Raw genomic sequence first — 11,939 nt, 5'->3', positions numbered from 1 at the left:
ATCGGTGGAGCTGCATGACAAAGTCATCGGGCATTATCTGAACATAAAACACTATCAATAAGTTGGAGTCATTACCACAATATTAAGTATTTTTAATTGCATCACCAGTTTTACGGCCAGAACGGATTTCAATATCATTGCATTATCTGGCAATGTATCAATCATTTTTATAATGTTATTGATATAACCATCGAGATCTTCATTCCAAAATATATCTGAATAATCAATAGTTAATTCCAATTGTTCTGTAATGCAATCTTTAAAATTCCCTGTCGACATTCGCACATAATCAAACATAACAGCTGTCAAATTCGATTTAATAAATGATATTTCTTTGGCAGACAGAAACTCTGCTCTGGTGAAGTGCGAAGCGTAAAGATAACAATTATCGAAGTTTGAATTTCTAATCTGACATTCGCGAAAATTACTATGACCAAGTTGACTCTGCGAGAAGTCAACTGTATCAAGAATATTTTTGCTGAAATCGACACATTCACCACTCGCTTTGATAAAAATCACATTGTGTAAACGTCGACATCTAAATATGACATTATCAACTATTGCAGTAGTAAAATTGCAATCCCCAATTTCTTTACATTCGAATGTTACATGTTGTAGATTTGATGATAAAAAAGACACCTTCGATATAACGTCACCTTTAAAATGACAACTTGTTAAATCCAAATCAGACAGGCCGATATACCCCTGCGCATCTTTATCCATCAGAAAATTGCAAGCGCATTCAATTTTTTTCATTTCTGTAGAATTTTACACTTATAGTATCATTACTGATTGAGACTTCACGAAACATATTTATTGCATGATTTTTTCGTTCCGTTGTTTTATATTTGAAAAAATATTGCTGATATAAATAAAGTTATCTATGTTTAAACCTGGCACCCCATTTAAATTACGTAGTAAATCAAGATCTACTATATTATTTCCTTGCACCACATCATGTTTCATCAAAGAGTTATTGCCGCCAGAATTTAGGATATGACTTATCATAAAACCTCTGCATAACAGAAATAAAATAACCTGGAAAAGTAGCCTGAATGTCCAGACACTACCGGCGAAAGGAAAAGAATCTCTGATAAGGCATTGAGATAATGGATATTCTTAGTGAAGAAGAAGTGAGTTACTATAAAAAATCGCTCATATCCCAGGAAGGAAGCATAAAAAAAGGTGCGCCAGGAGACGCACCAGTTGTTGCAAAATCAGCACTGTGGGGCGTAATTACCCCTTGCCTTTTACACTGCTGATAAAGGTGGAACGGGCAGATGTCGATCCCAGGCGTTCAGCTTCATCAAGCAGTTTTAACGCCTTATCAACATCACCTTTCGCGACAGCGTTTTTGATCGCGGTATTAAAATAACTTTCCGTGTCGTTGAGCATCGGCTCGCTTTTCTTCACCGGTGCCGGAGCGGGTGCAGCCACAGCTGGTGCCGCCGTGTTACCTACCGTAACCGGAGCTGGAGCGGAAGAACCAAATAAAGGTCCTACCAACACGCTGGAGCTGGAGTTCGTTTTCACTTTCAGTTTCAGTAAGCCATCGGTGGTATGACGAGCAACCGGATCGGGGATATCCGGGATCGAGTTACCGACGCCCTTGGCATAGGCTTTAGCCGGGTCGAGCAGTTGGGTCGTCTGCTGGAGATCTTTTTCCGTGGTAAAGACCAGAACATAAAGTTTTTGCTGCCCCAACGCCGGTGTCAGGCGCATAACGCCTTCCAGCCGATCTGCACTCATCACGCCTGGTTCCTGGTAGGTGAAATAACTGCTGGGGAAGAAGGCTGATGGGGTCATGTTCTGATCAAGAATCAGCACGTTCGGCGCAAAAACGCTGGTTTGTTTGTTCACTTCGCTGGTCAGCGTCAGGGTCAGTTCGCCAATGTTTGCCGGGACGCTGTACGCAGCAACCGGACCACTGATGCCGGGAACGTTCAGTTGTTGGCCGCCGGTCGCCAGTTGGGTGGTCTGGGTTTTAGATTGATCGACCGGTGTCCAGGTGAGTTGTTGCAACGCAGCAGATGGAATGGCTGGCGCGTCGCTGGTGTTTTGCGGTACGTAGTTAACATCGGCAAGGCTGATTCCAGGCGCGCTTGCCAGTAACCCTGCTGATAAACAGAGGGCGATGAGACTTTTATTCATTTTCATTGTTTTCACCTCAAAATCTGGAGCTCAGCGGTAGCCAGGCAATAGCGCGCTAAACCCGATAATCAGAGGGGCTTTCGCCCCTTTCAGATAATGACAACCTGTTTTTATGCCGGATGCGGCGTAAACGCCTTATCCGGCCTACATTTGACAGCCGTTGTAGGCCTGATAAGACGCGCAAGCGTCGCATCAGGCGTTGGTTGCCGAATGCGGCGTAAACGCCTTATCCGGCCCAGGTTTTGCTATTACCACCAGATTTCCATCTGGGCACCGAAGGTCCACTCGTCGCTGTCGCCACGACCGAAGCTGCCGCCGTTGAAATCAGCAGGAACGGCTTTGCCGTAGTTCGGGTTAACCTTGCTATCGCCGTTGTAGTCATAACCCCATTTCTCATCCCACTTGGCGTAGGTTGCGAAGACACGAATAGCCGGGCGTGACCAGATGCTGTCGCCAGCCTGCCATTGTTGTGCGAGGGTAATTTTGTACTGATTGTTCTTGTCGCCGGTGCGCTGGGATTCGACGTTGTCGTAGCCGATTTCCATCACGGTGCTCATGATTGGCGTCCACTTGTACATCGGGCGAATACCAACGGTCCACCACTTGGTGCCGTTGTCGTTATCCCAGTTGATATCCTGGTACATACCCACGTACATCATGTCCCAGTTGTCGCCCATGGAGATCGCACCGTGGTCGAGGATACGCAGCATGTGACCGTTGTTGTTGATATTGTAGGCAAATTTTTCGTTATCAAACGCGACGCCAGAACCCTGCGACAGACCTTTACCCTGCGAGGTCATCGAGTCAGTAGCGTACTGAACAACAAACTTGTTAAAGCCCTTCAGGACACTCTGAGTATGTTCAGCAGTGAATAACCAGCCGTCTTTCGATGCGCCATCAACCAGACGATAGTTATCACGCAGGTTGGCACGACCGTAGTCGACACCCAGTTCTAATGTGCCGCCCGGGTTGATTTCCATCTGCGCTAAACGCACATCGAAAACGTCGTTCGCGGTTTCGTTGGTATAGTCATAAATATTGTTGCTGGCAAAAGAGGAAGAACCACCAGCTTCAGAGGAGCGGGTTGCTGCCAGAGAGAGTTTACCGAAGCCAACATCGATGTTTTCCAGACCGGCACCAGGACCAGAAATATCCCAGTAGTAGAAGTCGATCATATGAACGTCATGACGTTGGTAGAAGCGCTTACCTGCCCAGATGGTGGAGCCTGGCAGCCATTCGATCAGGTTTTTACCCTGCACGTTTGCTTCACGGAAGGCCGGATCGGTAGCTTCCCAGTCATTCTGTTGTGCGACGGAATAGGCCACGTTAGTGTCGAAATAGAAGCTCTTATCGCCCTCTTTCCACACTTCCTGACCCAATTTTAATTCAGCATAAGTTTCACATTCGTTGCCAAGACGGTATTTACTTTGAGCACCGGTAGTCTGGAAACACTGTTGTTCACCGCCGCTACCTGTCCAACCAATACCGGAACGTGCATAGCCGTGGAAATCAACAGCCATTGCCTGAGCAGACATTACGCCCGCTGCGACGGCAACCGCCAGAGGAAGTTTGCGCAGAGTAATCATCATTCTATCTCCTGAGTCATTGCTTTTCTTTTTTCACATCACCTGTGACAGGCTTTGTGTGTTTTGTGGGGTGCTTAAACGCCCGGCTCCTTATGCAGTCGACGACATGCAGTGCCATCCTCACGGAACAGATGGCAACGCTCTGGCGGCAGGCCGATAGCGAATGTGGCACCTTCTTCTACCAACACCACGTCGTTCTGGCGGTACACCAGGTTTTGACGAATGGAAGGGATCTGGATATGGATTTGAGTTTCGTTGCCGAGTTGCTCGACGACCTGAACTTCACCCTCAAGGATGACGTCAGCGATATCACTCGGCAGTAGATGTTCCGGGCGAATACCCAGCGACATATTGGCTCCAACCTGGACATCACGGCTTTCAACTGGCAGCCAGACTTGCTGACGATTTGGCATCGGCAGCTCCACCTGCACTTGATCGATTGCGGTGGCGGTCACTTTTACCGGCAGGAAGTTCATCTTTGGCGAACCGATAAATCCGGCGACAAAACGGTCTGCCGGATAGTGGTACAGCTCCAGCGGTTTCCCAACCTGCGCCACGCGACCGGCGTCCAGCACCACGATTTTGTCGGCCAGCGTCATCGCTTCGACCTGATCGTGGGTGACGTAAATCATTGTGCGGCCCAGGCGTTTATGCAGACGGGAGATTTCGATACGCATTTGCACACGCAGTGCAGCATCGAGGTTGGAGAGCGGTTCATCGAGCAAAAATACGCTTGGCTCGGCCACCAGCGTACGGCCAATCGCCACACGCTGACGCTGACCACCGGAGAGCGCTTTCGGTTTGCGATCCAGCAAATGCGCCAGTTGTAGCACTTCCGCCACCTGGTTAACGCGTTGGTTAATCACCTCTTTTTTTGCGCCAGCCAGTTTCAGGCCAAATGACATGTTTTCTGCTACTGACAGGTGGGGATAGAGCGCGTAAGACTGAAACACCATACCAACGCCGCGTTCTGCTGGCGGAGTGTCATTCATCCGTTTCTCACCGATGAACAGGTCGCCGCTGGTGATCGTCTCAAGCCCGGCAATCATGCGCAGTAAAGTCGATTTACCGCAGCCAGACGGTCCGACAAACACCACGAATTCACCTTCATGGATATCGAGATTGATATCTTTCGATACCACGACCTCGCCCCAGGCTTTCGTTACATTTTGCAGCTGTACGCTCGCCATGCCCTTCTCCCTTTGTAACAACCTGTCATCGACAGCAACATTCATGATGGGCTGACTATGCGTCATCAGGAGATGGCTTAAATCCTCCACCCCCTGGCTTTTTTATGGGGGAGGAGGCGGGAGGATGAGAATACGGCTTCTGTGAACTAAACCGAGGTCATGTAAGGAATTTCGTGATGTTGCTTGCAAAAATCGTGGCGATTTTATGTGCGCATCTCCACATTACCGCCAATTCTGTAACAGAGATCACACAAAGCGACGGTGGGGCGTAGGGGCAAGGAGGATGGAAAGAGGTTGCCGTATAAAGAAACTAGAGTCCGTTTAGGTGTTTTCACGAGCACTTCACCAACAAGGACCATAGATTATGAAAATAAAAACAGGTGCACGCATCCTCGCATTATCCGCATTAACGACGATGATGTTTTCCGCCTCGGCTCTCGCCAAAATCGAAGAAGGTAAACTGGTAATCTGGATTAACGGCGATAAAGGCTATAACGGTCTCGCTGAAGTCGGTAAGAAATTCGAGAAAGATACCGGAATTAAAGTCACCGTTGAGCATCCGGATAAACTGGAAGAGAAATTCCCACAGGTTGCGGCAACTGGCGATGGCCCTGACATTATCTTCTGGGCACACGACCGCTTTGGTGGCTACGCTCAATCTGGCCTGTTGGCTGAAATCACCCCGGACAAAGCGTTCCAGGACAAGCTGTATCCGTTTACCTGGGATGCCGTACGTTACAACGGCAAGCTGATTGCTTACCCGATCGCTGTTGAAGCGTTATCGCTGATTTATAACAAAGATCTGCTGCCGAACCCGCCAAAAACCTGGGAAGAGATCCCGGCGCTGGATAAAGAACTGAAAGCGAAAGGTAAGAGCGCGCTGATGTTCAACCTGCAAGAACCGTACTTCACCTGGCCGCTGATTGCTGCTGACGGGGGTTATGCGTTCAAGTATGAAAACGGCAAGTACGACATTAAAGACGTGGGCGTGGATAACGCTGGCGCGAAAGCGGGTCTGACCTTCCTGGTTGACCTGATTAAAAACAAACACATGAATGCAGACACCGATTACTCCATCGCAGAAGCTGCCTTTAATAAAGGCGAAACAGCGATGACCATCAACGGCCCGTGGGCATGGTCCAACATCGACACCAGCAAAGTGAATTATGGTGTAACGGTACTGCCGACCTTCAAGGGTCAACCATCCAAACCGTTCGTTGGCGTGCTGAGCGCAGGTATTAACGCCGCCAGTCCGAACAAAGAGCTGGCGAAAGAGTTCCTCGAAAACTATCTGCTGACTGATGAAGGTCTGGAAGCGGTTAATAAAGACAAACCGCTGGGTGCCGTAGCGCTGAAGTCTTACGAGGAAGAGTTGGCGAAAGATCCACGTATTGCCGCCACCATGGAAAACGCCCAGAAAGGTGAAATCATGCCGAACATCCCGCAGATGTCCGCTTTCTGGTATGCCGTGCGTACTGCGGTGATCAACGCCGCCAGCGGTCGTCAGACTGTCGATGAAGCCCTGAAAGACGCGCAGACTCGTATCACCAAGTAATGCTGTGAAATGCCGGATGCGGCGTGAACGCCTTGTCCGGCCTACAAAACCGAAACGTATGTAGGCCTGATAAGACGCGTCAGCGTCGCATCAGGCAGTTGTTGTCGGATAAGGCGTGAAAGCCTTATCCGTCCTGGAATGAGGAAGAACCCCATGGATGTCATTAAAAAGAAACATTGGTGGCAAAGCGACGCGCTGAAATGGTCAGTGCTAGGTCTGCTCGGCCTGCTGGTGGGTTACCTTGTTGTTTTAATGTACGCACAAGGGGAATACCTGTTCGCCATTACCACGCTGATATTGAGTTCAGCGGGGCTGTATATTTTCGCCAATCGTAAAGCCTACGCCTGGCGCTATGTTTACCCGGGAATGGCTGGAATGGGATTATTCGTCCTCTTCCCTCTGGTCTGCACCATCGCCATTGCCTTCACCAACTACAGCAGCACTAACCAGCTGACTTTTGAACGTGCGCAGGAAGTGTTGTTAGATCGCTCCTGGCAAGCAGGCAAAACCTATAACTTTGGTCTTTACCCGGCGGGCGATGAGTGGCAACTGGCGCTCAGCGACGGCGAAACCGGCAAAAATTACCTCTCCGACGCTTTTAAATTTGGCGGCGAGCAAAAGCTGCAACTGAAAGAAACGACCGCCCAGCCCGAAGGCGAACGCGCGAATCTGCGCGTGATTACCCAGAATCGTCAGGCGCTGAGTGACATTACCGCCATTCTGCCGGATGGCAACAAAGTGATGATGAGCTCCCTGCGCCAGTTTTCTGGCACGCAGCCGCTCTACACACTCGACGGTGACGGCACGTTGACGAATAATCAGAGCGGCGTGAAATATCGTCCGAATAACCAAATTGGCTTTTACCAGTCCATTACCGCCGACGGCAACTGGGGTGATGAAAAGCTAAGCCCCGGTTACACCGTGACCACCGGCTGGAAAAACTTTACCCGCGTCTTTACCGACGAAGGCATTCAGAAACCGTTCCTCGCCATTTTCGTCTGGACCGTGGTGTTCTCGCTGATCACTGTCTTTTTAACGGTGGCGGTCGGCATGGTTCTGGCGTGTCTGGTGCAGTGGGAAGCGTTGCGCGGCAAAGCGGTCTATCGCGTCCTGCTGATTCTGCCCTACGCGGTGCCATCGTTCATTTCAATCTTGATTTTCAAAGGGTTGTTTAACCAGAGCTTCGGTGAAATCAACATGATGTTGAGCGCGCTGTTTGGCGTGAAGCCCGCCTGGTTCAGCGATCCGACCACCGCCCGCACGATGCTAATTATCGTCAATACCTGGCTGGGTTATCCGTACATGATGATCCTCTGCATGGGCTTGCTGAAAGCGATTCCGGACGATTTGTATGAAGCCTCAGCAATGGATGGCGCAGGTCCGTTCCAGAACTTCTTTAAGATTACGCTGCCGCTGCTGATTAAACCGCTGACGCCGCTGATGATCGCCAGCTTCGCCTTTAACTTTAACAACTTCGTGCTGATTCAACTGTTAACCAACGGCGGCCCGGATCGTCTTGGCACGACCACGCCAGCCGGTTATACCGACCTGCTTGTTAACTACACCTACCGCATCGCTTTTGAAGGCGGCGGGGGTCAGGACTTCGGTCTGGCGGCAGCAATTGCCACGCTGATCTTCCTGCTGGTGGGTGCGCTGGCGATAGTGAACCTGAAAGCCACGCGAATGAAGTTTGATTAAGGGAGATAACAAAAATGGCAATGGTCCAACCGAAATCGCAAAAAGCTCGTTTATTTATTACTCACCTGCTACTGCTACTTTTTATCGCAGCGATTATGTTCCCGCTGCTGATGGTCGTCGCTATCTCGCTGCGTCAGGGAAACTTTGCGACCGGCAGCCTGATCCCGGAGCAAATCTCCTGGGATCACTGGAAACTGGCGTTAGGTTTTAGCGTTGAACAGGCTGATGGTCGCATTACGCCACCGCCATTCCCGGTACTGCTGTGGCTGTGGAACTCGGTAAAGGTCGCCGGGATTTCCGCGATTGGCATTGTGGCGCTCTCCACCACCTGCGCCTACGCTTTCGCCCGTATGCGCTTTCCAGGCAAAGCGACGCTGCTGAAAGGAATGCTGATTTTCCAGATGTTCCCGGCAGTACTTTCACTGGTCGCGTTGTATGCGTTGTTTGATCGTCTGGGTGAGTACATTCCATTCATTGGCCTGAATACTCACGGCGGCGTAATTTTCGCGTATCTGGGTGGGATTGCGCTGCATGTCTGGACCATCAAAGGCTATTTCGAAACCATCGACAGTTCGCTGGAAGAAGCTGCTGCGCTGGATGGTGCGACACCGTGGCAGGCCTTCCGCCTTGTCCTGTTGCCGCTGTCAGTACCGATTCTGGCGGTGGTATTCATCCTGTCGTTTATCGCTGCCATTACTGAAGTTCCGGTCGCGTCGCTGTTACTGCGTGACGTAAACAGCTACACCCTGGCCGTGGGGATGCAGCAATACCTCAACCCGCAAAACTACCTGTGGGGTGACTTTGCCGCCGCTGCCGTGATGTCTGCATTACCGATCACCATCGTCTTCTTGCTGGCTCAACGCTGGCTGGTCAACGGCCTGACGGCAGGTGGTGTGAAAGGTTAAAGATGTTGTTCTGCCAATGTTATGCCGCTGCACCCTCAACTTACGTTATCCCAACTTGTGACTGTTATTCGGCGCTCCACGGAGCGCCTTTTTTTCTTTCGTCTGCAATCTGAATCGTTCGCCGGTTAATATTTCCATCATAGAGATTATTATTTTTACGTTATTTGTTTTCCCACTTACGATAATTCTCTTTCGTGCTCTGAGTCACGGCAATAGTATTGTTTTTATCAATTTTGGATAATTATCACAATTAAGATCACAGAAAAGACATTACGTAAACGCATTGTAAAAAATGATAATTGCCTTAACTGCCTGACAATTCCAACATCAATGCACTGATAAAAGATCAGAATGGTCTAAGGCAGGTCTGAATGAATACCCAGTATAATTCCAGTTATATATTTTCGATTACCTTAGTCGCTACATTAGGTGGTTTATTATTTGGCTACGACACCGCCGTTATTTCCGGTACTGTTGAGTCACTCAATACCGTCTTTGTTGCTCCACAAAACTTAAGTGAATCCGCTGCCAACTCCCTGTTAGGGTTTTGCGTGGCCAGCGCTCTGATTGGTTGCATCATCGGCGGTGCCCTCGGTGGTTATTGCAGTAACCGCTTCGGTCGTCGTGATTCACTTAAGATTGCTGCTGTCCTGTTTTTTATTTCTGGTGTAGGTTCTGCCTGGCCAGAACTTGGTTTTACCTCTATAAACCCGGACAACACAGTGCCTGTTTATCTGGCAGGTTATGTCCCGGAATTTGTTATTTATCGCATTATTGGCGGTATTGGCGTTGGTTTAGCCTCAATGCTCTCGCCAATGTATATTGCGGAACTGGCTCCAGCTCATATTCGCGGGAAACTGGTCTCTTTTAACCAGTTTGCGATTATTTTCGGGCAACTTTTAGTTTACTGCGTAAACTATTTTATTGCCCGTTCCGGTGATGCCAGCTGGCTGAATACTGACGGCTGGCGTTATATGTTTGCCTCGGAATGTATCCCTGCACTGCTGTTCTTAATGCTGCTGTATACCGTGCCAGAAAGTCCTCGCTGGCTGATGTCGCGCGGCAAGCAAGAACAGGCGGAAGGTATCCTGCGCAAAATTATGGGCAACACGCTTGCAACTCAGGCAGTACAGGAAATTAAACACTCCCTGGATCATGGCCGCAAAACCGGTGGTCGTCTGCTGATGTTTGGCGTGGGCGTGATTGTAATCGGCGTAATGCTCTCCATCTTCCAGCAATTTGTCGGCATCAATGTGGTGCTGTACTACGCGCCGGAAGTGTTCAAAACGCTGGGGGCCAGCACGGATATCGCGCTGTTGCAGACCATTATTGTCGGAGTTATCAACCTCACCTTCACCGTTCTGGCAATTATGACGGTGGATAAATTTGGTCGTAAGCCACTGCAAATTATCGGCGCACTCGGAATGGCAATCGGTATGTTTAGCCTCGGTACCGCGTTTTACACTCAGGCACCGGGTATTGTGGCGCTACTGTCGATGCTGTTCTATGTTGCCGCCTTTGCCATGTCCTGGGGTCCGGTATGCTGGGTACTGCTGTCGGAAATCTTCCCGAATGCTATTCGTGGTAAAGCGCTGGCAATCGCGGTGGCGGCCCAGTGGCTGGCGAACTACTTCGTCTCCTGGACCTTCCCGATGATGGACAAAAACTCCTGGCTGGTGGCCCATTTCCACAACGGTTTCTCCTACTGGATTTACGGTTGTATGGGCGTTCTGGCAGCACTGTTTATGTGGAAATTTGTCCCGGAAACCAAAGGTAAAACCCTTGAGGAGCTGGAAGCGCTCTGGGAACCGGAAACGAAGAAAACACAACAAACTGCTACGCTGTAATCTTCCTGTCCAGCACGCCGCGCCATTTCGGCGTGCTGACTTTTTACTCCCGCTTCAGCCGTTTCGAATTACACAGCCACAGGGTGATCACCAGTAACAGGATCGCAGCCGAGTAGATCAACACATCCAGTGGCGATTTATGATCGACGATGATCAAGCGCACAATGGCGGTGATCCCAATATAGACAAAGTAACGTAGCGGGAAGTGAAAACCGGACTGAAAGTACTTCACAATCAGCGCGATAAATTCGAAATAGAGAAAGTAAACCACCAGTCCTTCTACCAGCTCATATTTGCTGGTTTGTTCTGGCGCGAACAGCACATCAGCCAGATGCACCGTTTCTTTGCCGAGGAAGACAACCAAAATCAGGCCGAGGCACAGCAGGCCAAGATTGAGTACGGTCTGCAAAATGGTGGAGATAAACTCCACGCGCGGACGAGAGAGTGACGTCATAGCAGTACCTCCTTCACAGTGGCGAGCTTCCTATATAACGCAAAAATGTGACGGAGATCTATATTTTTTGTGTATGTTTTGTTCAACCTGGATTTGGAGCGCGCCTCCACCAAAGCCGGATATACCTACCCGTAGGCCGGATAAGCCGCGCCTGGCGGCGCATCCGGCAAGACAAACCGCACCAAAGCCGGTAATTCAAAAATCACCCATTCAGGTGATTCCCAGCCACCAGCAATGCGCGAAAAATCGACAATGTTCCTCTGGAACAAATGAAACGTAACCTGATAAAGGTGGTAAAAATGAAGCCTTATTTTGCTGCTTTGATGTTATCAGTCTCTGTTCTTCCTGCTTATGCTGGTCCGCTCGGTACTGCTGATAAAGCCGACCTACCGCAAAGCAATGTCTCCAGCCCAATGATGGCCCAGTCGCTCAGGCAACCAGACCTGCAACCGATATCGACGGACAGGAAGACAGAATGTTTTCGCCTTTACACACCAGATCGCAAACCGGGAGTGAACTGCGTTCCTGATGGCTCGACAGGCCATTAAGAATG

Annotated in this window: 11 protein-coding genes and 1 pseudogene; 6 read left to right on the top strand and 6 right to left on the bottom strand. The window is 49.7% G+C overall.

The annotated features are described in order from the left end of the window. Positions 1 to 4: 4 nt before the first annotated feature. Positions 5 to 61 carry an IS1 family transposase gene (locus RTW80_RS31405; RefSeq protein WP_003032489.1) on the top strand — a complete coding sequence of 19 codons (57 nt, stop codon included), beginning with the start codon at positions 5 to 7 and terminating at the stop codon, positions 59 to 61. 14 nt (positions 62 to 75) lie between these two features. On the opposite strand, the pseudogene RTW80_RS15360 reads toward RTW80_RS31405, so the two are convergent. From RTW80_RS15360 to malK, 4 genes and pseudogenes are all read right to left on the bottom strand, one after another. Then, positions 76 to 1,008 (bottom strand): annotated as a pseudogene (locus RTW80_RS15360) (SopA family protein); the annotation flags it as partial. A gap of 228 nt (positions 1,009 to 1,236) precedes the next feature. Further along, positions 1,237 to 2,157, bottom strand: coding sequence for a maltose operon protein MalM (malM, locus tag RTW80_RS15355; RefSeq protein ID WP_000783444.1), 921 nt, complete (start codon positions 2,155 to 2,157; stop codon positions 1,237 to 1,239). 242 nt (positions 2,158 to 2,399) lie between these two features. After that, positions 2,400 to 3,740 carry a maltoporin LamB gene (gene lamB / locus RTW80_RS15350; RefSeq protein WP_000973658.1) on the bottom strand — a complete coding sequence of 447 codons (1,341 nt, stop codon included), beginning with the start codon at positions 3,738 to 3,740 and terminating at the stop codon, positions 2,400 to 2,402. A gap of 71 nt (positions 3,741 to 3,811) precedes the next feature. Continuing rightward, on the bottom strand, positions 3,812 to 4,927 hold the full coding sequence (malK, locus tag RTW80_RS15345) for a maltose/maltodextrin ABC transporter ATP-binding protein MalK (RefSeq protein ID WP_000179165.1): 1,116 nt from the start codon (positions 4,925 to 4,927) through the stop codon (positions 3,812 to 3,814). A 364-nt stretch (positions 4,928 to 5,291) separates the two neighbouring features. Between malK and malE the strand changes: the two genes are divergently transcribed. From malE to xylE, 4 genes are all read left to right on the top strand, one after another. Further along, positions 5,292 to 6,482, top strand: a complete 1,191-nt coding sequence (gene malE / locus RTW80_RS15340) for a maltose/maltodextrin ABC transporter substrate-binding protein MalE (RefSeq protein ID WP_000695387.1) — start codon at positions 5,292 to 5,294, stop codon at positions 6,480 to 6,482. A gap of 153 nt (positions 6,483 to 6,635) precedes the next feature. Beyond that, positions 6,636 to 8,180 (top strand): maltose ABC transporter permease MalF, encoded by a 1,545-nt coding sequence (gene malF, locus RTW80_RS15335; protein ID WP_001297290.1) that lies wholly within the window; start codon positions 6,636 to 6,638, stop codon positions 8,178 to 8,180. Between the two features lie 14 nt (positions 8,181 to 8,194). After that, complete coding sequence (malG, locus tag RTW80_RS15330) at positions 8,195 to 9,085, top strand: maltose ABC transporter permease MalG (RefSeq protein ID WP_001252058.1); 891 nt, start codon at positions 8,195 to 8,197, stop codon at positions 9,083 to 9,085. A gap of 371 nt (positions 9,086 to 9,456) precedes the next feature. Next, complete coding sequence (gene xylE, locus RTW80_RS15325) at positions 9,457 to 10,932, top strand: D-xylose transporter XylE (protein WP_001097274.1); 1,476 nt, start codon at positions 9,457 to 9,459, stop codon at positions 10,930 to 10,932. 43 nt (positions 10,933 to 10,975) lie between these two features. On the opposite strand, the gene psiE is transcribed toward xylE, so the two are convergent. After that, positions 10,976 to 11,386 (bottom strand): phosphate-starvation-inducible protein PsiE, encoded by a 411-nt coding sequence (psiE, locus tag RTW80_RS15320; RefSeq protein ID WP_000202902.1) that lies wholly within the window; start codon positions 11,384 to 11,386, stop codon positions 10,976 to 10,978. 125 nt (positions 11,387 to 11,511) lie between these two features. Next, a complete protein-coding gene (locus RTW80_RS15315) occupies positions 11,512 to 11,655 on the bottom strand; it encodes a hypothetical protein (RefSeq protein WP_000487766.1) in 144 nt (47 codons plus the stop codon). On the opposite strand from RTW80_RS15315, the gene RTW80_RS15310 reads away from it, so the two are divergent. Continuing rightward, a complete protein-coding gene (locus RTW80_RS15310) occupies positions 11,656 to 11,934 on the top strand; it encodes a periplasmic protein (protein WP_001295279.1) in 279 nt (92 codons plus the stop codon). Positions 11,935 to 11,939 lie beyond the last annotated feature (5 nt).

It is taken from the genome of Escherichia sp. AM3 (genome assembly GCF_032029835.1).
GTDB lineage: Bacteria > Pseudomonadota > Gammaproteobacteria > Enterobacterales > Enterobacteriaceae > Escherichia > Escherichia coli.
This window is presented reverse-complemented; position numbering and strand designations above follow the sequence as displayed.

Bases quoted from the DNA above. Each gene is read 5' to 3' on its own strand.
- psiE (WP_000202902.1), bottom strand. From the start codon at position 11,386: ATGACGTCACTCTCTCGTCCGCGCGTGGAGTTTATCTCCACCATTTTG.
- malK (WP_000179165.1), bottom strand. From the start codon at position 4,927: ATGGCGAGCGTACAGCTGCAAAATGTAACGAAAGCCTGGGGCGAGGTC.
- xylE (WP_001097274.1), top strand. From the start codon at position 9,457: ATGAATACCCAGTATAATTCCAGTTATATATTTTCGATTACCTTAGTC.
- malE (WP_000695387.1), top strand. From the start codon at position 5,292: ATGAAAATAAAAACAGGTGCACGCATCCTCGCATTATCCGCATTAACG.
- malM (WP_000783444.1), bottom strand. From the start codon at position 2,157: ATGAAAATGAATAAAAGTCTCATCGCCCTCTGTTTATCAGCAGGGTTA.
- malG (WP_001252058.1), top strand. From the start codon at position 8,195: ATGGCAATGGTCCAACCGAAATCGCAAAAAGCTCGTTTATTTATTACT.
- malF (WP_001297290.1), top strand. From the start codon at position 6,636: ATGGATGTCATTAAAAAGAAACATTGGTGGCAAAGCGACGCGCTGAAA.
- RTW80_RS15310 (WP_001295279.1), top strand. From the start codon at position 11,656: ATGAAACGTAACCTGATAAAGGTGGTAAAAATGAAGCCTTATTTTGCT.
- lamB (WP_000973658.1), bottom strand. From the start codon at position 3,740: ATGATGATTACTCTGCGCAAACTTCCTCTGGCGGTTGCCGTCGCAGCG.